Annotated in this window: 20 protein-coding genes; 11 read left to right on the top strand and 9 right to left on the bottom strand. The window is 54.8% G+C overall.

What is annotated here, in order from left to right:
- Positions 1–10: 10 nt before the first annotated feature.
- From LOY67_RS11040 to LOY67_RS11050, 3 genes are all read right to left on the bottom strand, one after another.
- Positions 11–631 carry a VOC family protein gene (locus tag LOY67_RS11040; RefSeq protein ID WP_265067185.1) on the bottom strand — a complete coding sequence of 207 codons (621 nt, stop codon included), beginning with the start codon at positions 629–631 and terminating at the stop codon, positions 11–13.
- Between the two features lie 30 nt (positions 632–661).
- Entirely contained in the window at positions 662–1429 is a 768-nt protein-coding gene (locus LOY67_RS11045) for an alpha/beta fold hydrolase (RefSeq protein WP_265067186.1), read from the bottom strand.
- 165 nt (positions 1430–1594) lie between these two features.
- Entirely contained in the window at positions 1595–2491 is an 897-nt protein-coding gene (locus tag LOY67_RS11050) for a LysR substrate-binding domain-containing protein (RefSeq protein ID WP_265067187.1), read from the bottom strand.
- A 160-nt stretch (positions 2492–2651) separates the two neighbouring features.
- Here LOY67_RS11050 and LOY67_RS11055 point away from each other — a divergent pair, with 160 nt between their 5' ends.
- The 4 genes from LOY67_RS11055 to leuD are packed head-to-tail and all read left to right on the top strand — an operon-like array spanning position 2652 to position 6704.
- Positions 2652–3461 (top strand): citryl-CoA lyase, encoded by an 810-nt coding sequence (locus tag LOY67_RS11055; protein ID WP_265067188.1) that lies wholly within the window; start codon positions 2652–2654, stop codon positions 3459–3461.
- Between the two features lie 26 nt (positions 3462–3487).
- Positions 3488–4648 carry a CaiB/BaiF CoA transferase family protein gene (locus LOY67_RS11060; protein ID WP_265067189.1) on the top strand — a complete coding sequence of 387 codons (1161 nt, stop codon included), beginning with the start codon at positions 3488–3490 and terminating at the stop codon, positions 4646–4648.
- Positions 4645–6066 carry a 3-isopropylmalate dehydratase large subunit gene (leuC, locus tag LOY67_RS11065; RefSeq protein WP_265067190.1) on the top strand — a complete coding sequence of 474 codons (1422 nt, stop codon included), beginning with the start codon at positions 4645–4647 and terminating at the stop codon, positions 6064–6066. The genes LOY67_RS11060 and leuC overlap by 4 nt, the downstream gene beginning before the upstream one ends.
- The gene (gene leuD, locus LOY67_RS11070; protein ID WP_265067191.1) at positions 6063–6704 is read left to right on the top strand and encodes a 3-isopropylmalate dehydratase small subunit; all 642 of its coding nucleotides are present in this window, start codon (positions 6063–6065) and stop codon (positions 6702–6704) included. Before leuC ends, leuD begins: the two co-directional genes overlap by 4 nt.
- Positions 6705–6765: 61 nt before the next feature.
- On the opposite strand, the gene LOY67_RS11075 is transcribed toward leuD, so the two are convergent.
- Both LOY67_RS11075 and LOY67_RS11080 read right to left on the bottom strand, forming a co-directional pair.
- The gene (locus tag LOY67_RS11075; protein ID WP_265067192.1) at positions 6766–7509 is read right to left on the bottom strand and encodes a cache domain-containing protein; all 744 of its coding nucleotides are present in this window, start codon (positions 7507–7509) and stop codon (positions 6766–6768) included.
- Between the two features lie 105 nt (positions 7510–7614).
- Positions 7615–8349, bottom strand: a complete 735-nt coding sequence (locus LOY67_RS11080) for a FadR/GntR family transcriptional regulator (RefSeq protein WP_265067750.1) — start codon at positions 8347–8349, stop codon at positions 7615–7617.
- Positions 8350–8620: 271 nt separating this feature from the next.
- Here LOY67_RS11080 and LOY67_RS11085 point away from each other — a divergent pair, with 271 nt between their 5' ends.
- From LOY67_RS11085 to LOY67_RS11095, 3 genes are all read left to right on the top strand, one after another.
- Positions 8621–10114, top strand: a complete 1494-nt coding sequence (locus tag LOY67_RS11085; RefSeq protein WP_265067193.1) for an aldehyde dehydrogenase — start codon at positions 8621–8623, stop codon at positions 10112–10114.
- A gap of 85 nt (positions 10115–10199) precedes the next feature.
- Complete coding sequence (locus tag LOY67_RS11090) at positions 10200–11678, top strand: APC family permease (RefSeq protein ID WP_265067194.1); 1479 nt, start codon at positions 10200–10202, stop codon at positions 11676–11678.
- 9 nt (positions 11679–11687) lie between these two features.
- The gene (locus LOY67_RS11095) at positions 11688–12230 is read left to right on the top strand and encodes an ester cyclase (protein ID WP_413776182.1); all 543 of its coding nucleotides are present in this window, start codon (positions 11688–11690) and stop codon (positions 12228–12230) included.
- Positions 12231–12886: 656 nt separating this feature from the next.
- On the opposite strand, the gene LOY67_RS11100 is transcribed toward LOY67_RS11095, so the two are convergent.
- Together LOY67_RS11100 and LOY67_RS11105 are read right to left on the bottom strand one after the other, a co-directional pair.
- Positions 12887–13714, bottom strand: coding sequence for an HpcH/HpaI aldolase/citrate lyase family protein (locus LOY67_RS11100; RefSeq protein WP_265067195.1), 828 nt, complete (start codon positions 13712–13714; stop codon positions 12887–12889).
- Entirely contained in the window at positions 13711–14916 is a 1206-nt protein-coding gene (locus LOY67_RS11105) for a CaiB/BaiF CoA transferase family protein (RefSeq protein ID WP_265067196.1), read from the bottom strand. The genes LOY67_RS11100 and LOY67_RS11105 overlap by 4 nt, the downstream gene beginning before the upstream one ends.
- A gap of 222 nt (positions 14917–15138) precedes the next feature.
- Between LOY67_RS11105 and LOY67_RS11110 the strand changes: the two genes are divergently transcribed.
- The 4 genes from LOY67_RS11110 to LOY67_RS11125 all read left to right on the top strand — a co-directional run bounded on the left by LOY67_RS11110 (position 15139) and on the right by LOY67_RS11125 (position 19146).
- Positions 15139–16041: a LysR substrate-binding domain-containing protein gene (locus LOY67_RS11110; protein WP_265067197.1), complete on the top strand. Its 903-nt coding sequence runs from the start codon at positions 15139–15141 to the stop codon at positions 16039–16041.
- A gap of 328 nt (positions 16042–16369) precedes the next feature.
- Positions 16370–17101: a TorF family putative porin gene (locus LOY67_RS11115; RefSeq protein WP_265067198.1), complete on the top strand. Its 732-nt coding sequence runs from the start codon at positions 16370–16372 to the stop codon at positions 17099–17101.
- 366 nt (positions 17102–17467) lie between these two features.
- A complete protein-coding gene (locus LOY67_RS11120; protein WP_265067199.1) occupies positions 17468–18478 on the top strand; it encodes an AraC family transcriptional regulator in 1011 nt (336 codons plus the stop codon).
- A gap of 80 nt (positions 18479–18558) precedes the next feature.
- Positions 18559–19146, top strand: a complete 588-nt coding sequence (locus LOY67_RS11125; RefSeq protein ID WP_265067200.1) for a TetR/AcrR family transcriptional regulator — start codon at positions 18559–18561, stop codon at positions 19144–19146.
- Positions 19147–19253: 107 nt separating this feature from the next.
- Here the strand turns inward: LOY67_RS11125 and LOY67_RS11130 are convergent, their stop codons facing one another.
- Positions 19254–20633: an aspartate aminotransferase family protein gene (locus tag LOY67_RS11130; protein ID WP_265067201.1), complete on the bottom strand. Its 1380-nt coding sequence runs from the start codon at positions 20631–20633 to the stop codon at positions 19254–19256.
- Positions 20634–20686: 53 nt separating this feature from the next.
- Positions 20687–21490: a coniferyl-alcohol dehydrogenase gene (locus LOY67_RS11135; protein ID WP_265067202.1), complete on the bottom strand. Its 804-nt coding sequence runs from the start codon at positions 21488–21490 to the stop codon at positions 20687–20689.
- Position 21491 lies beyond the last annotated feature (1 nt).

The raw sequence follows: 21491 nt of genomic DNA on the forward strand, positions 1-21491 counted from the left end.
ATTGTTGCTGTCAGAACCCCGTCTCGCTGGCAACCCAGCCTGCGCCACGGTGTGCGTTATTGCCCGCGACTTCATCCTCCGTGAGCCATTTCTTCAACATTTCGTGAGCGCTGACGGCAGCCTCATCCATCATCTGCTGGCTCTGTGGCACGAGGGTGGTGAGCTCTACTTGCATGCCGTTTGGATCGTGGAAGTAGATCGAATAGCAGTAGCCGTGGTCGGTCTCGAAAGCCTGTACACCGGCGTCGCTCAAGCGGGCCTTGAAGTACTGGATTTCGTCGCGCCCAGCTACGGTTAATGCCAGGTGGTGAGCGAAGGGGTTGATGTCTGCGAAGCGGTTGATGGATTGTTCCAGCGAAGCGTCTTGAGACTTGAACTGAAAAAAAGCCAGGCAACTGCCATCGGACAGCTCGAAGAAGGTGTGAATGTAATTGTCTGGCTGGCCAGTCACTGGGTTGACACGCTCGACCCAGGTCCCCACCAGCGGCATTCCCAGAATGTCTTCATAAAAGTGACGTGTGGCCTCCATGTCTTTCGCCAGAAAGGCATGATGGTGCAATTTGCCCACTCGGTTAGCGGCGCGCCGTGCGTCCACATGCAAATGAGTGGACTTGATTGTTGTTGTCGTCATCTCAGTGCCTCCTGTAGTTGAGAGTGCTGCCTAACGGGATAAGGATTGGGTGAGCCATGTCTGCATGGCGAGGTTGATACTCTCCGGCGCTTCCATCGTCGGCATGTGGCCGCAACCCTCGATCACCAGGAAACGTGAGTGGGTAATAGCGAGGTGCATCTCTTCAAGTAAGGCGGGCGGCCGCAAGACGTCCTGTTCTCCGGCAATCAGCAGGGTCGGACAGGTGATGGAGGAAAGGAGAGCATGGGCATCCGGGCGGGTTCTGCCCGCTTCGATGTGATGGGCTAGCGTTTCGACTGAGTGGGCACTGATCATCGCCCTCAACGCGTCTTGTACACGCCTATCATTCTGTGACCTGGGGCCCAGCAGAGCAGGTATCCAGGCATTGGCCATGGCTTGCATACCCTGGTCGACGGCCAGCTTCAGCAAGCCCATCCGTGTACTGTCTTCAGCTTGTCCTCGCTCACCTTCTGGACGTGCACGACTTTCCGTCGCGATCAAACACAGGCCTAGAACACGATGGGGCGCCAGGCGGTAGATCTCCAGCGCAACCCTTGCTCCCATTGAGTGCCCGGCCAACAGCAAGGGGGCATCGAAGAATGCCAGTAACTGACGGGCCATGACGGTGATGTTGTCCGCAGAATCGTAATCGGCGATAACGATCTGAACATTCCCTGCTAGGGCCTCTGCTTGCTGTTGCCAGGAGGCTGGGCCGCATACCATGCCTGGGAGCATCAGCAGTACTGGCGCGGCAATGCCTGGCGGCAGCTGATTGGTGAGGGGTGTTGAAGGTTGCATGTGCGGGCCCCGTTTTTATTGGTTTTGGTTCATGGAAAGAATGTTAGGGGGCAATTAACTCACATGAAAATGATGATTTTCTCTAATATCAATCGATGGGGTAGATTGATTGGCCGGCGATGCACTGTAGGGGCAAGGCGCCAGGCCGATCTCGGTGCCGACGCTTCAGTCGTCGCTCGTATCATCCTGATTCAACTGTCTACGTACGACTTTGGAAAACTCCTGGCTGCCCAGGTTCTTCGTTCCACCACGTAACCAGAGCAGCCCGGGTGTACGCATTGGGGTCGGATCTTCCAGGGGAACCACGCTGAGCCCGGTGCGATCAGCAACGGCGGTTGCCGCGACTATGCCCGCCAGTTCGGTTTGACGAATCAGCTCGATCATGGGGCCTATGGTATTCAGTTCCACAACTACCTGCGGCCGGGCACCTGCCGACCGAAAACACTCATCAAGCAGCAGTCGTGTGCTGTAGATAGACGGTAGAAGCGTCATGCGCAGGTTGTGTAACTCGACCATGCGAACACGCTTACGCAACGCCAGTGGATGCCAATCTGCGACCACCAGTACCAGCTCTTCGTTATAAAGCGGTTCAAACCAGAGGTTATGTTCTTCGAACGGCCGGTATGCAATACCAAGGTCCAGGTCGCCCGACTGCAGGCGTTCGACGATACGCTCCTGAGATAACTCCTCCACGGTGATCTTCAGGCTTGGGTATCTGTCCAGGAAACTGGCGACGCATTTGGGCACCAACCGGGTATTGAAGCTATGGGTGGCGCCAATCCGTATCTGTCCGGTGAGTTCGTCCGGCGTGTCGTGGATTTCGCTGACGGCGCTGTCTATCTGCTCCAGCGCCGGCAAGATCCGTCCAAGTAAGGTGTCGCCCGCCTCGGTGATGACCACTCGTTTGCCCACGCGATCGAACAGCGGAGCGCCCAGCTCCTCCTCCAACTGCTTGATCTGGTGCGACAGCGTTGATTGGGTGACGTGGCACTTCATTGCAGCTCGTGTGAAGTTCAACGTCTCTGCCAGCGCGGCAAAATAGCGCAGATGCCTTAGTTCCATAATGGTTACCAGTGATGGGGTCGATCATTTTTATGGAAATTTATCACTTCTAAATGTGATTGGCTGCTTCTACTCTCTGCTTCACCAAGGCTCTGGCGCTTGTCGGTATTACACAGGGGTTGTGCATGACTAATGACGCCTTTCACAGCAGGCTATAAAAATGAAAATTGGCAAAGAAACGATACCTCGCACTGCGATCTGCACAGCCAATCAAGACACTATCGTGATTCGGGGGCTCGATCTGTGTGATGACGCAATCGGCAAAATGGGTTTCACGGAATACTTCTATCTACTGCTCACCGGTAAAAAGCCAGGCCCTGCAGCGCTGGCGGTGTTGGATGCGACGTTGGTAGCTATCGCAGAGCATGGCCTTGTGCCGAGTGTTCAAACGGCGAGAATGACCTTTGCTGCTTCTCCCGAAGCGTTGCAAGGAGCGGTCGCCGCCGGACTGTTGGGGTGTGGTTCGGTGATTCTTGGTGCTGCCGAACAAGCTGGCGTGTTGTTCGAATCTGTTCGCCAGCGCCAGATGGCGGCCGGCGTGACGCTCGATGACGCGGCCCTGGCTGTAGTACGTGCATATCGTGAAGAGCGCCGCTCTATTCCTGGTTATGGTCACCCTCTGCACAAAGCGCGCGACCCGCGGGTCGATGCTTTGTTTACCGTATCGGAGCAAGTCGGGGCCGGTCAGGAATACATCCGCATTGCCGAGGCGGTTGAGCGGGCGATTCTTGAGGTTACAGGCAAGGATCTTCGACTCAACGTGTCAGCAGCCATCCCGGCCGTATTGCTAGGGGTCGACTATCCACTGAGGGCACTGCGCGGTGTGCCTATCCTTGCGAGAAGCGCCGGATTGATCGCCCACCTCTTTGAGGAGATGAATCGCCCGATCGGCTTTGCGCTTTCGTACCAGGCTGGCCGAGCGACGGAGTATGACGGTGAAGTCCCTCCCGGTTTCCAAGCCGATCACTGATCCCTTCAATTTTCCAGGAGTAATCTATGGCTAAAGTCCTAGAAGGCGTCCGTGTTATCGAGCAAGGTACATTCATCACCGGCCCCAACGCCGGCATGCTGCTGGCCGATCTGGGGGCGGAAGTTATTAAAGTTGAACAGCCTGGAACGGGAGATCCGTTTAGAGCCTTTAAGGGCGGGTTGTACAGTCCGCACTTCCAAACTTATAACCGCAACAAGCGCAGCGTCACTCTCAACACCAAGGTTGCCGAAGAGCGCGAGCTCTTCGATCAACTCATTCGTGATGCCGATGTGTACATCCAGAATTTCCGACCCGGTGCGGCGGATAGACTGGGCGCAGGATACGAACGCTTGATGGATTTGAACCCGCGTCTGATTTATTGCGCGATCAGCGGGTTCGGCCAGGACGGTCCGGCAGCGGGAAGGCCTGCCTACGACACGGTGGCACAGGCCGCAAGTGGTTTTCTTAATCTACTGATCAACCCCGCTAATCCTCGTGTGGTAGGACCTGCCCTGGCTGACTCGATCACCGGCTTCTACGCCGCGTACGGCGTTCTCGGCGCTTTGTACGAACGTAACAAGACTGGCAGAGGGCGGCTGGTCGAGGTCTCGATGTTGGAATCGATGTGCCATTTCAATCTCGATGCCTTCACCCATTTCTTCGCCGAGGGTGAGGTGATGACTCCCTACAGCCGACCCAGCGTATCGCAGTCTTATGTGCTTAAGTGTCGAGACGGAAAGTGGATTGCGCTGCACATGTCATCGCCGGAGAAGTTTTGGCAGGGATTGGCCAATGCCATCGAAATGCCGAATCTGTTTCAAGATGAACGCTTCTCGACCCGGGCGGTACGGATCGAAAACCAGGATCAACTGATTGAGCTGTTGGGGCAAAACTTCGCCCGCCATGATCGAGCGCAGTGGTGCGCTCGCCTTGAGCAAGAGGATGTGCCGCACGCGCCGATGTATGACACCAGCGAAGCGCTTCAGGATCCCCAGGCACAGCACCTGCAGTTGGAAATCAGCGCTGTTCAGCCGGATGGCAGCCTGTGGCGTACTGTACGTTCTCCTTTGAGCTTTGACCATGAGCGGCCGTTGTCGGTGACGCCGCCGCCGCAGTTGGGTGAGTACGATGCCGCATTGCGCGAGAAAATGAGTGTCGCTAAGCGCAATGGTGGCGGTGTTTCATGACAACGGCACGAACACTTTACGATAAACTCTGGAGCGGACATCTTGTTGATCCCACCGGAGATATTGATCAGGACCAACTGCTCTATATCGACCGTCATCTGATCAACGAGGTAACCAGCCCACAAGCTTTCGAAGGTTTGCGAATGGCCGGCCGTCGCACTTGGCGTTCAGCCAGCGTTATCGCAACTGCCGATCATAGTGTGCCAACTGACGGCACGGACAACCCCATCAGCGATGAGCTGGCGCGGATTCAGGTGCAGACGCTGGAGCGCAACATCGATCAGCATGGAGCGTTGGCATGGTTTCCTTATCGTGCTCCAGGGCAAGGTATTGTCCATGTAGTGGGGCCAGAGTTGGGCGCGACGCAGCCGGGAATGACCATCGTCTGTGGCGACTCACACACATCTACTCACGGCGCATTTGCAGCCTTGGCCTTCGGTATCGGCACCTCGGAGGTCGAGCACGTACTGGCCACGCAAACGCTATCGACACGGCGATCGAAAACCTTACTCGTGGTGCTGGAAGGTGAGCTGCCAGCGGGTGTGTACGCCAAGGATATGGCTTTGGCAGTCATCGCGGAGCTGGGTACTGCTGGAGCAAGCGGCCATGTTATCGAGTTCTGTGGGAGTAGCGTCCGTTCGCTGTCGATGGAGGGACGCATGACGTTGTGCAACATGGCCATTGAAGCCGGCGCTCGTGCAGGTCTGATCGCAGTCGACGCGGTCACCCTCAACTATTTGAAAGGTCGCCCAATGGCGCCTAAAGAACAGTATTGGGATCAGGCCGTTGCTTACTGGTCCACGCTGGTATCTGATCCAGGTGCCACTTTTGATCGTCAATTGCGAATAGATGTTCAGCGCTTGCAGCCCATGGTGACATGGGGCACCACTCCTGAAATGTCTGTGGGGGTGAATGGGAGCGTCCCTGATCCGGCGCGAGAGACCAATCCAATAAGGCGGCGTAGCCTCGAACGTGCGTTGAGCTATATGAACTTACGTGCTGGCCAAGCCCTGCGAGGTCTTGTTATCGACAAGGTTTTTATAGGCTCCTGCACAAACGCGCGGATTGAAGATTTGCGTATCGCCGCATCTATAGTTGCAGGACGCCGTATTGCCAGTACCTTACTGACAGCCCTGGTGGTGCCTGGCTCCGGTGCAGTGAAACGCCAGGCTGAAGATGAAGGTCTTGATCGTATTTTTATCGCGGCTGGCTTTGAATGGCGCAGCCCGGGTTGCTCGATGTGCCTGGGCATGAATGATGATCGACTTTCTCCGGGTGAACGCTGTGCTTCAACGTCGAACCGAAACTTCGAAGGCCGTCAGGGGGCAGGAGGGCGCAGTCATCTGCTTAGTCCGGCGATGGCTGCCGCCGCAGCGCTGGCGGGCTGTTTGACCGACGTTAGGGAGTGGACGGTATGAAAGCAATAGATCGCCATGATGGACTGGTCGCCGTGCTCAACCGAAACGATGTCGACACCGACGCAATCTTGCCTAAGCAGTTCATGAAATCCGTCAGTCGCTCAGGCTATGGTCCTCACGTCTTTGATGAGTGGCGCTACACCGATAGCGGAGTGCTCGGCATGGATTGCACTCTTCGACCGGTTAACACTTCTTTTGAACTCAACCAGCGGCAATATCTCGGCGCCTCGGTGCTTCTGACTCGACGCAATTTCGGCTGCGGTTCCTCGCGCGAACATGCTGTCTGGGGATTGCTAGAGTACGGATTCAGCGTCGTGATTGGCGAAAGTTTCGCTGATATCTTCCGTTCCAATTGCGTCAACAACGGTCTGTTGACGATACAACTGAGTATGCGTCAAATTGAGGATCTCATCGTCGCAGTCAATGCCAATCCGGGGTATCGATTGTCGGTCAGGCTAGGCGAGCAGTACGTGGAAATGCCGGGCGGAAATAGACTGGCGTTTGATGTTCCTCTGCCAGATAAGCAACGACTTATGGCTGGGCTGGATACCATCGGCAATACCCTTCAGCAGCGCGACAAAATCAGCGCTTTCGAACAGAGGCAGAAAACACGGTTTCCCTGGCTTTACTCAGACTGATTTCCCTAGGTCGCGGAGGTTCCTTGAGAAATCACCGAGCTTTCCGAGATAGGTCCCTTGATCAAAATCTTGGAACAGGTCGCTCCACGACGCTCCAATATGACGATGTGTCGATAAGGCTCAGGACGCGACTCTGTTCCTGGTCCAGGCTCAGGGTGCCTCGGATCAAATCACCAGCTAGCCAGCTCGGTGTGTTAGCCGCCAACACTCTACCTTCGGCATTAAGTAACAACGCCTCGTTACTAACCCGCATAAGGCTGCGCACGAGTAAGGGTTCCAACGAGTGCAAAGAAATATCGGCAGCAGCTACACCAATGAAGCGATCTGCAAAAAAAATAGGGACCGAGAAGGCGACGATGTATTGCTCTGTGCCGTACAAATCCACAAACGGGCCGTCTATAGATGGCTGTCGGGTTTGCTGGGGGCGGGTGTACCAGGGCATGTGCAGATAATCGTAGAAGCGCTCACTACGGCTATTGAAGTTCAGTGTCAAAGGCTGAATCTCCGCTTTTTGGTTTCGGCACCACCACTCCAGATGCATTTCGCGATCTTCCAGTTCACCAGGAGCGAAGACCACTCCGGCGCCATGAAACTTGAGGCTTTCCGAGTTCAGGATCTGCCGGATTATCGGCAGCAATGGCTTGAGGTCGCCTTGGCGGGGGCGCTCCGTTGTGCAACACAGATGTTCCCAAATTCTCAATACCTGGGCGCTTATATCGTTGAGCCCCTTGAATACGTTACTAATGGAAGCGTTGATCAGCGTCGCACATTGGGACAACTCGTTTGTCGACATTTCGTTGGTCATGGCTCTACCTCATGACTCAGAGAAGATACTGCGATGCCTGCAGTCGACGAGGTACGCGACGGCGACCTGCACTGCGAGTAAATAATTCAGCAAGTTTCGTTCCATTCACAAGTCGCCTTCTGCCATCTGTTGTAGTCGTAGGGTGCTCAGGCGGCGAACACCTCGTGTTACATGCGCTTCTGCCAGGGCGCCGGCCAGATTGGCGTCGTTCGCTACGATGGCTTCCAGGATAGCTCTGTGTTCCCGTTCGATGGTCTGTGGATCCGGTTGACCGGAAAACGGCAGCCATAACAGTTCCCCAAGTTCCGCCTGCAAGCGCGCTTCGCTGTGTGTCAGGCGCACAGACTGCGCTGCCACGGCTATTTCGATATGGAATCTGGCGTCGGCTCGTCGGCGTTCTCGCCGCTCTTGAGCGTTGGCCAGGGCGTCGACAAAGCTGCTCAGTCTTGCATGTTGCTCAGGCCCGGCGCGCTGAGCTGCCAGTCGGGCGGCTGCGCCTGAAATGGCAGCGTGTTCGTCTGCGAGGTCGCGTAGCTCAAGCGTGCTGATTTCAGAAAGTTGATCGAACAGAGACTGATCCGAGGCTTGCGGCGCTGCGCAGATGAAGCTCCCGCCACTGCGTCCGCGCCGGGTTTCGATAACCCCACGTGCTCGCAAGATCGCCAGCGCGTCCCGGAGTGTGACCGTCGCAACCCCAAGTTGTGTGGCCAGGACACTCTCATTGGGGAGCTGTTCGCCTTCTGAAAACAAACCCAGATCGATCATTTCTACCAGGCGACGGGTAACAGACTCGGTTTTACCTTCCTGGTTAAGGCGTATGAGGCTTGAAGTAGGGCTCATCGTCGATTCTTTCATGGGCGGCGCCGTTTACGCCTGTGGCAATGGCCGGGGTAGCGTCAAGCACCCGGATGTGGCTCTTTAAAATTCTATTTCATATTTAATATTGTTTTTGTGGGCATTTTTCGGGTGATTCTAGAATTTAAATGCATAAAAAGTCAAAAAAATCACCTTTTCATTGCTTTTTTGGGGTTCTCATAAATTTAAAGATATGGTTCCATATGTTTAAGGCGATTCGAGATCGCGTCCATCCGAACCAGGAGCGTTTTTAACCATGAGTCAGTTGACCCGATCAGAGTGGGAAGCCCAAGCCATGACGCTGAACATCGAAGGGCGAGCCTTTATCAATGGCAAATATGTGTCGGCCAGCTCCGGTGCAACCTTCGAATGCATAAGCCCTATCGACGGGCGTGTGCTTGCCCTGGTCGCGAGTTGCGATACGGCGGATGCTGATTTGGCGGTCGCCAGCGCCCGGTCGGCGTTTGAGTCCGGCGTCTGGTCGCGCCAGGCACCTGCCATGCGCAAGGCAGTGATGGTGCGTTTTTCCGAATTGTTGGAGGCTCATGCCGAAGAGCTGGCCCTGCTGGAAACGTTGGACATGGGCAAGCCGATTTCTGATTCGCTGTCTGTCGACCTCCCAGGCACCGTTGACAGTATCCGCTGGTGCGGTGAGGCAATCGACAAGATCTATGATGAGGTGGCAGCGACCTCGGTCGATCAGCTCGGGCTGGTTACTCGTGAGCCGGTTGGGGTGGTTGCTGCTATCGTGCCGTGGAATTTCCCGCTGATGATGGCGTCCTGGAAGCTGGGGCCGGCGCTGGCTACTGGCAACTCGGTAATCCTGAAGCCCTCGGAACGTTCTCCGCTGACCGCTATCCGCATTGCACAGCTAGCTCTGGAAGCCGGCCTACCAGCGGGTGTCCTCAATGTCTTGCCAGGCTATGGCATCACCGTGGGCAAGGCGTTGGCCTTGCACAGTGACGTTGATACCTTGGCATTTACCGGGTCTACCCAAGTGGCCAAGCAATTACTGGTTTATGCGGGTGAGTCGAATATGAAGCGAGTTTGGCTCGAGGCAGGCGGCAAGAGCCCCAATATTGTATTTGCCGATGCCCCCGATCTGCAGGTGGCGGCCGAAGCGGCAGCAGCAGCCGTTGTTTTCAATCAGGGCGAGGTTTGCACCGCTGGTTCACGTTTGTTGGTGCAGGCGTCAATCAAGGAGCGTTTTGTGCCGATGGTTGTAGAGGCCATGAAGGGTTGGAAACCAGGGCATCCACTCAGTCCTGAAACCAATGTCGGTGCACTGGTGGACGGCCGTCATCTGGAAGGAGTATTGCAGTCCATCCACGACGGTCAGGTACAAGGTGCGCGGCTACTGCTGGGGGGGCGCGCGGTACTGGTAGAAACCGGTGGCAGTTATGTTGAGCCAACCCTATTCGACAATGTCAGCAACTCGATGAAAGTCGCCCGGGAAGAGATCTTTGGTCCCGTACTGTCCGTGATCGAATTCGACGAAGCCGAGGATGCGGTACGCATCGCCAACGACACCCCTTACGGGCTGGCGGCAGCTGTCTGGACGGCTGACCTGTCTCGAGCCCACAACATGGCCCGCGCCCTTCGTGCCGGGAGCGTTTGGGTCAATCTCTATGATGGCGGTGACATGATGGCGCCGTTCGGCGGCTTTAAGCAGTCCGGTAATGGCCGTGACAAATCCCTGCATGCCTTTGACAAGTACACCGAGATCAAGGCCACCTGGATTCAACTCTGAGGCTCCTCCTTAACTGCGCTACCGGCGGGATTACACCGTCCGATCAACGCCTACTAAAACAAATTCCTTTTTGAAGGATGCTGGAATGAACAGCTCAATAAGCCCCTCGGTTGCTGCGGACCAGGATGCGGAGCAACTCCGCGCTCTGGGGTACACCTCAAGTTTCGAACGTAGTATGAGTCTATGGCAGAACTTTGCCCTTGGGTTCACTTATCTATCCCCGGTGGTCGGGGTCTACACCTTGTTCGGCCTGTGCCTGGCTGCTGGTGGGCCGCCAATGTTGTGGTCCTACCTGCTGGTGGGGTTTGGCCAGATGCTGGTATGCCTGATTTTTTGCGAAGTGGTGTCTCAGTACCCGATTTCCGGTGGCGTCTATCCTTGGGCTCGTCGTCTGGTTGGCAAGAAGTGGGCCTGGATGGTCGGGTGGATCTATGCCATTTCTCTATGCGTTACCATTGCCGCCGTCGCGCTAGGGGCTGGGCCTTATATTGCTAACCTTCTAGGTTTCGAGTCGTCGCCGGTGACTAATACATTGGTCGCGCTATTTCTGACGGCCACCGCGACGGTCTTGAATCTCAGTGGCACCAAGCTGTTGGCTCGGGTGGCGATGTTTGGTTTTCTCTGCGAATTGGTCGGGGCTTTGTTGATCGGTGGTTACCTGCTGATCTATGAACGCCACCAGCCCTTGAGCGTATTGTTCGACACTTTTGATATTTCTATCGATGGGGCCTATTGGCCTGCCTTCCTGACGGCCTCGTTAGCGGGAATGTTCCTGTACTACGGTTTTGAGGCCTGCGGCGATGTAGCCGAGGAAACTCCAAATCCTAGCCGCCAGGTTCCCAAGGCGATGCGAATGACTATTTGGATCGGCGGCGCCGCCTCGATCTTTGCCGCCTTGGCGTTGATCCTGGCAGTGCCTGACATGGCCGCAGTTATTTCCGGAGAAGACAAGGACCCAATGTCCACAATCTTCGGCGCAGCGTTCGGTCCTGTCGGCTCTCGGGTAGTCATGGCGGTGATTACGGTTTCGTTCGTTTCCTGCGTGCTGAGTTTGCAGGCATCTGCCAGTCGCCTGCTCTATGCCTATGCTCGAGACGAAATGCTTATGGGCAGTAACGTGTTGAAGAAACTCTCGCCTGCGACTCATGTCCCGACCGCAGCCCTGGTGGTATGTGGCGTGCTGCCGGCGATCATCGTGTGCGTCGGCTTCTACCTTCAGAATGCCGTTGCCTTGGTGGTGAGCTTTGCTGCCATCGGTATCTACCTGGCGTTCCAAATGATTGTCGGTGGTGCGCTGTACGCCCGCATTCGAGGATGGAAACCCAAGGGCCAGTTCACCATGGGACGTTGGGGGTGGGTAGTGAACATCGTTGCGCTCTGCTACGGCTTGTTTGCCATCGTCAACATGTCCTGGCCACGTACCCCGGATGCTCCCTGGTACGTGAATTATGGCATCGCGCTTGTCGGTGTCATCGTCATCCTCGTCGGTGTTCTTTACATGACCCTGTTTCGTCCCTATGAAAAGGGCAGGGCACCAGCTTCGGATGCCTGGAAAAACCGCTAGGTGACATCAATGCCTGCCGCTGAGCGTGGCAGGCAAACTCATTTCCCAACAAAACGGTTGAATGCCATGACGCCTCGAATCCACTCGCTGCTGTTTGGGCTGCTTCTGGTTCTGACCAGCCATACAAGTTTTTCGGCAGGCCGAAACGACACTCTCGATGTGATCCATGACTATATGAAGGCTTGGAATGCTCACAATGCGGATGCTGCGGCTGAGTACTTTTCTGATGATGTTGAGTTCCTTGACGCTTCGGTGGGCACGCCCCAGGTTGGTCGCGACAACGCCAAGACCAATGTAATTCAGGTATTCATGCAGGCGGTACCTGATCTGAAGTGGAAAATGCTCGGCAAGCCGATAGTCAACGGCGATAGCATTGCCTTCGAATGGGAGTTTAACGGCAACAACACCGGCCCCTGGAGCGCCGAAACTCCAGCCACTAAACGCCCCCTCGAATTTAAGGGTGTCAGTTTCATGCGGCTCAAGGACGGTAAAATTTTAACGCAACATGACTATTACGACGCGCTTGGCTTCAATAAGCAATTGGGGTGGTAACGCAACAACCAAGCTTTGAAAATCGCACTCAACCCATTGGCCGTCCACTGTAAGATACATTCATGTTCGACAGGCTCTCGATTCACCTGAACATATCCTGTAGTCCGACTTGATCTGCTCGGAGCGATGCCTTGATTGCGACGGCCTCGCCCTTTTCGTGAAAAGCGGATGAACCTGATGGGTGAAGGGGGATGGGCGCTTACGGCAGCTAAACTTGCTGCTGCAAAAAGTGCATCCTGACGTGTCCATCGATGTGGCCTACGATGGCAGGGAGACTTTCCTATTTCAGCCACGGGGCTGGGCCCACATAAAAAAGCCACCACCCGCGTGGGAGTGGTGGCTAAAAGGTGCTGAAAGCCATAACAGCACCTTGTCCGATCAGTTGTGAGGAGTAAAACCTTGTGACCGCAGCCTCACATGCTGATCAAATCCCAGAAGTGCGTTGGACGTACCGCTGGGCCGGACTCTGTATCCCCTCAGAATTTCGATGCCTGCGTCTGTGAAACGTGAGCACCTGTGTTTTTTCGGGAGGAAATGCGTTGGGTCGGGTCGCTTGCCTATACAAGATTATTGGCCGCTCCCATTGCTTGGGGCCGTGATATACACGGAATTCGCCTGACCACTTATGTCGTCTATTTGTTCTTGGAGGCGAGGGTTCAAGCCCCGTAGAAAGCCACGATGCGTTCTGCTTCGGCGATCACGGGGGCGTCGATCATCTTGCCTTCCAATCGAAACGCACCGGGTGCTCCGCTGGCGGCCTCAACGACACGTTTCGCCCAGTCGATTTCACTCGCGGACGGCGTGAATACTTGATGGATCACTTCAACCTGACTGGGATGGATGGCGAGCATCCCCGCAAAGCCCAGATCTCTTGCATCTTGCGCAAAAGAGGACAGACCACTCGAATCTGCAATGTTCGGGAAAACGGTATCGAGAGGCTTTTCAAGCTCATGAAGTGTGCTGTTGAGAAGCAACTGGTAGCGAACTTGGTCGAAGACTCGATAGGCGGCTGCACTGGAGGCACGCACCCCCAGATTCAATGCCAGATCGAGAGCGCCGAATGTGAGTCGCTGGACAGCCCACACCCCCGAGATTTCATTCAGGTTGGAGACACCTGCGGCGCTTTCGATCAATGGCCAAATCGGTTTTTTGCATTCAGCTGCGGTGATCACTTGCTCTGCAGTTTCGGCCTTCGGGAGCAGCACAGCGGCGATGCCGGGATAACGCCCGCAGAATTTGATGTCATCGGTGTGCATGTGATGGTCTGCAGCATTGATGCGCACCACGACGGACGCTTGCGGATTTGCAGTCAGGAACGCGGCCAGGTTCTCACGGGCTTGGGCTTTCAACGCCTCCTCAACGGCGTCCTCGAAATCCACGATAACAATGTCAGCCCCGCTGGCCAGGGCTTTTGCAAAGCGCTCCGGGCGGCTGCCTGGAACGAAGAGAGCGCTGCGGGCGAGCTGTTTATTTTGGGCAGTCACAGTGCACCTACCGTTTTGAGTTCAGCGATCTGATCTTTCGAATAGCCAAGCTCGGTTAGGATCGATTCGCTGTGTTGGCCGATTGATGGGATGGCATCCATGCGTGGCTGAAATGCATGGTTGGCTCCTGGCGGAAGAAGGGCCGGAAGTTTGCCTTGTGGAGAGTCCACCTCGACCCAGCGCTGGCGGGCGCGCAGTTGTGGGTGCTCCCAGACCTGGTGCATGTTGTTGACTTGAGCATTCGCAATCGGCGCGTTGTCCAGTCGAGTAACCACCTCCTGGGTACCAAGCTCTGCAAACTTCTCAACGATGATGGCCCTCAGGGCATCGCGGTTGGCGGAACGTTTGGCATTCGAGTTGAAGCGCTCGTCCTGCAGAAGCTCAGGTTTCTCCAGCACTTTCTCGCAGAACAGCGCCCATTCACGCTCATTTTGCAAGCCGAGCATCACGGTTTCGCCGACGCTAGCCGGGAAAGGTCCATAGGGATAGATTGTGGCGTGGGAGGCACCTGCACGAGGAGGAGGTGTCGCACCGTCGTAGGAGTAATACAACGGGAAGCCCATCCACTCAACCAGGCTTTCCAGCATGCTGACGTCGACACGGCTGCCTTTGCCCGTCTTATTGCGCAGATGGAGAGCCGAGAGCACGCCGGTATAGGCATACATGCCAGCAGCGATGTCTGCGATAGAGCATCCCGCTTTAGCGATCTCGTCGTCATTAGCGCCACCGGTGACGGAAAGGAAACCGCCCTCACTCTGGATCAGCAGGTCGTAGGCCTTCTTCTGCTCGTAGGGGCCACCTTCTCCATAGCCCGAAATGTCGCAAACAATCAGTTTGGGGAAGCGCTCATGCAGCGCCTCGAAGGACAGTCCCATGCGAGAAGCCGCGCCTGGAGCCAAGTTCTGAACCAGGACATCGGCGTTGGCCAGGAGGCCCATAATGATGGCGTCTGCTCCAGGTTTTTTGGCATCCAGGGCCAGGCTTTCTTTGGAGCGGTTCGTCCATACGAAGTGCGAAGACAGGCCGTTTGCACGGTTGTCATAGGCCCGGGCGAAATCCCCAACTTCCGGGCGCTCGATTTTAATGACCCGAGCACCCAGATCAGCCAACTGTCGAGTACAGAATGGGGCTGCGATGGCATGTTCGAAGCTGACTACAGTGATGCCGTCAAGCGGACGTGGGGAAGAGCTGAAATCGGTCACGGGCGTACTCCGTAAAGCCACTGTCTCAACGACCTGTCGATCAGCATGATCGTGAAGGACGTGGAGCACTGTTGTTAGAGGAGGTGGCCACCGACGAAGATCGGTGATCGCCGTCAGGTGTTATGGAGAGCATGAAGACTGAGTGGCGTTCTGGGAATCGGTATTCTGTTAAGTGGGCGTTCGGTGTAGCCTAACGCCGATCTCTACCAGTCGAGGCGCTTGATGAATATCGATTTCAAGGATCTGGCGCTCTTCATCCAGATTGCGGAGGCACCTAGTCTGACGCAGGGCGCGAAGCGCTCGTTCATGTCACCGGCTGCCGCCAGTGCTCGAATCAAGGCCCTTGAGGGAGAACTGAAGACCCAGCTTCTCTACCGGGACAGCAGGGGAGTGGGTCTGACGGAAGGTGGCCAAAGACTCCTTACGCATGCCAGGCTGATCATGCGTCAGCTCGGCTATCTCAAGACTGAATTCGATGAATATGGGGCCGATGTGTCCGGCCACATCAGGATATTCGCGAACACAACGGCGGTTAGCGAATTCCTCCCCGAGGTGCTGGCTGGTTTTTTGGCGAGTTACCCCGGGGTCACCATTGATCTTCAGGAGCGACACTCTCCTGACATTGTCAGAGGCGTGCAGGATGGCTCGACTGATATGGGGATTACCGCAGGCCCTGTGTCCGCAAAAGACCTCGAGATAATCCATTTCAGTACCGACCGGTTGGTGTTGGTGTTGCCTCGAGGTCATGAGCAGGAAACTGCTGAAGCTGTGAAGTTTGAGAAGGCGATTAAGTATCCTCAAATAGGTTTGCAGGAGGGAAGCACCCTCCATGAGTTTCTCAGGGAGCAGGCGCGGCATGTGGGACATAGCCTCACGTGGAGGATTCAGGTATCGAGCTTTGAATCTGTATGTCGAATGGTGGAGGCCGGCGTCGGAGTCGGTGTCATTCCTGAGTCGGCGGCGTTGCGGCATCAACGAATGATGAACCTGACGGTCAAGCAGCTCGACGAGGATTGGGCTGTCCGGGAGCGCAGCATCGTGGTTCGCGAATATGAAGCGCTACCGGGGTGTGTAAAAGCACTCATCAACCTGATCAAGCCTGCCAGCGGTATCAATCAGATCTGACCAATAGGTCGTGGATATAGATAACCCCTATATCCGTATCGAACTGGCCCTTTTGGTTTTTTATTGGCCGTTTCGGATATATCTTTGGAAGAAATATTGACGCAGAATTTTCAGCGTGGGGCTCAGTCAAGTTCACGTTTTCGCGAACGACCTAATAACAATAGGTGCTCTATGCTTAATAAAATCCTGCGTATCGCCTTCGATGTGATTTCTTATACCTGTGTCCGCTCTGAGTTTGTGGGTGGGCAGGTTTAGAAATTGATTATCTAAGTCTTTGAGTGCTTTTGCATTCGACTGTTCTGCCATAACAACAACATTGAGAATAGCTATGAAAAGAACGCTGTTGGGCTTGATTGTGGGCGCTGTATTGACTCAAACCCCGCTCGCTAGTGCTGTGCCACTGAGTGAAAATTTCGAATTGATCGGCTCGGTCGGTGCGCTCTCTGAATACTCAATGCGTGGTATCTCCTACACTCAACGAAAGCCTGCGGTCCAGGCCACTGCGACGCTTGCACATTCGAGTGGGCTCTATGCTGGAGTGTGGAGTTCGAATGTTGATATCAACGGAATCGACGCTCGTTACGAAGCAGATTATTTTGCGGGGTATACCCATCAATTCAGCGATAAAGTCGGAATTGATGTTGGATACATCAAGTACACTTTCCCTAAAGGAACGATTCTGAATGCCGGCGAGACCTATGCCGTCCTGACTGCCTATGGGTTCAAGCTTGGAAGCTATTATTCGAATGATTACTATGGCGATCAATCCTATATGTACAACTACGTAGGGTATGGAGTTAAGGATCTGCCCTATGGCCTGGGATTGGATGTTCGTTACGGCCTTGCTGACTACAAGGATCCTAGTTTCTTTTCTTCTAATGGAAACGCCAAGGACTCCTATCGAGAATGGGAAGTCAAAGTCAGCAAAAATTGGCTGGCTCTCGATTGGTCTGCAAGTTATGTCGATACCAATCTGTCAGAAACCGAGTGTCTTCAGTTCCAAGGGGACAAAGAATCCTGCTCGGCCCGATTGGTCGTTGGGGTCAGCAAAAGTTTTTGATGCATCATTTTCTCACCTTTTCGCCAGGCTCTCGCCTGGCTTTTTTTTGCCTGCTCTTCGGGCAACCGGAGCCACAACGCTTGAGCCGTTTGTCGGCTTGCTTTTGTTTGCATAACAGTCGTGTTAAAAAGGTTCTGCAGATGATGCTCAGAAATGGCCGACATGCATACGGCCATTCACCCTACAAGAATGCTAAGAAGGCCGAGCCCCATGAGACTACACGAGATACTCGCCACCCTGATGCAACTGTTCGCAGCGCGGGGAGCCACGGCCGCTGGGTAGTGCGCAAGTAGTCCCTCCTCGGCGGGGGCATGGCAGCGTGTAGCCTGCCGTGCTGGTTTTCAGGGCATTCTTGAGAGTACGCACATGAGTGGTTGGAAAAGCTGTTCACTGACGTCCTTGCATCATACGAGACAATTGCTCGCCCAAGTCCGGGCAGCCGGCCGTGATCCGGCCGTTGCCCTGAAAGGCAGTGAAATCACCACTGAAATGCTCGCTGACTTGACTCGAAAAATCAAAATCGTTGATGAGTATGTGGTCTATCGAAACGTCAATGCGATGTTTCCAAATCGGAATATCACGTTGGAGATAGGTCTGAATGCCCGGGTTTCGGTGTACGGACTCCTCGGTTACGCCCTGCTGACTGCCAACACCCTGAGAGATGCGTTAAAGGTGGCTTCTGAGTTTCCGGCTCTCATTGCAAATGGTTTCAATCTTACGCTTGAAGAGCGGGAGGGAAAGGGACGGCTCATTTTTGGCGGGTATTCAGGCGCCACGGACTTGAAAATATCCTATGCAGAGCTGGCTGTTGCTTCGTTCAAGAGAAGTTGCAGTGATATTTTGGAGAAAGATTTTCCACTTGAAGAGGTGACTTTTGAGGGCAGTGTTTTTGCTAGCCACGTTTCTTGTTGCGAGGATTACCTCCAATGCAGGGTTTCATACAACCAACCCCGCAATATGATGATTTTCGATGCAGCATTACTCGATGAACCTCTACCTATGCGGGATGCAGTTTCCCACCATGAGGTAACAGAGGCGTGCCGTAGGCAGAATCGAGAATATGCTGCCGAGAGAGAATGGCTTCACAAGGTTAAAGCGATCTTGGAGAAAGACTTGCAAAGCCCTGCGCCCCTGGAAGAAGTAGCTGATCAAATGCATTGCTCTGCTCGCACCTTGCGGCGTCAGTTGGGCGTATTCAAAACGAGTTACCGGCATCTCCTCGATGAGGTGCGTTTCGAGAAAGCGAAAATCATGCTCAAGGAAGGCAAGCTGCATACAGATCAGATCGCTGAGAAACTCGGGTTCTGTGATGGAGCAGGTTTCCGCCGGGCCTTTCAGCGGTGGAGCGGCCTGGCTCCAGGTGCTTACAAAGCCTGAAGGAGCCGGCGTCTAAGCCGTTTGAGCCCTCATCTTTTGCCATTATTAGATGCACACTTTTTATAGGGTTACTGACTGACATGCCTAAAATCGTAGATCACGAATTAAGAAAAACCGAGATTACTCGAGCAGTGATTCGCTCGATCGGAAAAGAAGGATTGGCGAACGTAACCATTCGCGGAATCGCTCGAGAGGGTGGTTTTAGTAGTGGAACGTTGGCCCATTATTTCAACAGCAAAGAAGAGCTCATAAATTTCGCATTCGACGAGATCTCTAAAGCCGCCTTTCTTCGGATTGAAAATCGGGTTTCTGAATACGAGACCGCCCAGGACAAGGTGCGAGCGGTAATTGAAGAGCTTACGCCACAGATAAGCGATGAGCATGATGCGGTAATTTCAGTGTCTTTCTGGGCTGCTGCTCGCCAGGATGAGAAGCTGCGTCGCAAATTTCATGACGTCTACGAAAACTTCAGGAGCCACCTGCGCGATTACATCGGCGAAGGCCTGAGCAGTGGAGAGTTCAAAATTCAAGGCCAGATTGAGGACGAGATCGACTTCATTGTCGCGGTAACGGACGGGCTTCTTGTCTCTTTCTTGTTAGATTCCGATCGGTTTCCCGCTCACCGGATTCAATGGCTGGTGACTGCCGCCATGAGCCGATTGGCGTAGGTCTCCATGAGTCAGGCTTTGAGCTGAGCTCACTGTCTACAGAAGCCTCGTCAGCTGCGAAAAAGGCCCCGTATGAAACGGGGCAAAGCGCGTATTCGGTAGCGTACTCAAACGATCTGGGAGCTGTACCATTGCTCGGTGTCACTCAGCGCTCGCTCAAATCGATCAACGATGCTCTGCATCTCCGCCTTGGTTGTAATCAGTGGCGGACAGAAGGCAATCGCATCACCGATGTTGCGAGTGATGAGGCCGTGATGTTGTGCTTGCTGGCTCAAATAGGCTCCGACTTTGCCGGGTACCGTGAATCGAGCCTTGGTGGCCTTATCTGCAACCAGCTCGACAGCAGCGATCAGCCCTTGGCCCCGAACTTCGCCTACCAGTGGATGGTCAAGGAAGCAGCCAAGCTTTTCGTTCAAGAGCGCGCCCATTTCTGCTGCTCGGGCGACGAGATTGTCTTCTTGGATAATCCTGATGTTCTCGAGGGAAACCGCTGCCGCGACAGGATGGCCCGTTGCAGTGAAACCATGTCCTAACGTTCCGATTTGGTGGGACTGATCAGCAATAGGTTCGAAGATGCGGTCGTTGATCAGCACTGCCGCGATGGGTTGGTAGCTAGACGACAATTGCTTGGAGACGAGCATAGCGTCCGGGTAAATGTCGAAGGTGTCACAGCCAAACATCGAGCCGGTACGGCCAAAGCCGCAAATGACTTCATCGGCAACGAGAAGAATGTCGTATTTGCGGCATACAGCTTGAATTTTCTGCCAGTACGTCCGAGGTGGCACCAGTACACCACCGGCGCCCATGAGTGGCTCGCCGAAGAAGGCCGCAATGGTGTCAGCACCTTCCTTCAGGATCAGGTCTTCCAGCTCTTGCGCGAGGCGGTCGGCGTACTGCTCTTCAGTTTCATCAAGTTGGCCGTAGCGGTAGAAGTGGGGGCAACTGACATGCAGTACCTGAGGCAACGGCAAGTCGAAACCCCGATGATTATTGGGTAGACCAGTCAGGCTTGCGCTCATGACTGTAACACCGTGATAGGCATTCAACCTGCTGATGAGCTTCTTCTTTTGCGGCTTCCCCAGCGCATTGTTTCGATACCAGATGAGCTTGACGATCGTATCGTTGGCTTCTGAGCCTGAGTTAGTGAAGAACACTTTGCTCATAGGTACTGGGGCCAGATCCAATAGCTTTCGGGCAAGCTTCGTACTTGGAGCGTGCGCCTTCTGATTGAAGATGTGGTAGAACGGCAGGGTGCGAAGCTGAGCTTCCGCCGCCTTGATCAGGCGCTCTTCACTGAATCCGAGAGCTACACTCCATAGCCCGGACATTGCCTCGATGTACGCTTTTCCTGTTGAGTCATAGACGTAAACCCCCTCGCCACGCTCGATCATTAGGGGCCCTGTTTCCTGGTGTTTGCGGGCATCGGTATACGGATGTAGAACGCTACTGACGTCTACATCAGCTAGTGCGCAAGGATTTTTGTTCATGGTAGGCGCTCGCGAAGCACCGAGGCAGGGATCTACCTCGGCGCGCTATCAGCTCAGTTGAAGGGGAGTGGAGGGATAGCCAACCCTTCCAGGTTCATCAGGACTTCTGCCCCACCATCCACGATGAGGTCAGTGCCGTTGACCCAGAAGCCCCTCGGATCGAGCATCAGAAGAATCGCGTTGGCAATTTCATCCGGATAGGCATCACGACCACCCGCCTGCTGCTTCAGACTCTGAAGAAGTTCATTGCCCATGGTGTCGTAGAAGTCCGCCAGAATTGGGGTGCATACAGCACCTGGGCTGACAGAGTTCACGCGCACGCCACGGTGGCGCTGGTTGCTCGCTACGAGCATTGTGTAGAGGATGACAAGTTCTTTCGTGAAGTCATAGGTCGCCACCGCATTCATACTCAGCTCCTGGAATCTCGCCAGGCACTGGTGCCAGCCTCCCAATGTCAGGAGACTCGTGCTAACGGCCTTGCGATTCCTCCAGCCGGCACCTGCAGTGGACGCAACGTTGACCACGCAGGCCTTGTCGGCAAGTTTGGGCAGCAGCAGATTCGTCAGGTAGCGCAGTCCCAGGAAGTTCACCTTGAATACAACGTCAGCTGGCAGGCTGCCGGGAACGCCGGCAATGTTGGCCAGGCCGTTGATAGGCTGCTTGATCTGGAGCACTGCTTCGTCGATAGAGTCCGGATTGGACAGGTCGCAGAGAATGAACTGGTTGCAGTTGTCATTCGCGGGTTTGACATCCAAGCCAATCACGAACGCACCTGCATTCATCAGAGCAAGGGCCGTCGCTTGCCCAACGCCTGATGAGGCACCGGTGACTACGATTCGTTTGTCATTGAACGACATG

The sequence above is a fragment of the Pseudomonas sp. B21-056 genome (genome assembly GCF_026016325.1).
Lineage (GTDB): Bacteria > Pseudomonadota > Gammaproteobacteria > Pseudomonadales > Pseudomonadaceae > Aquipseudomonas.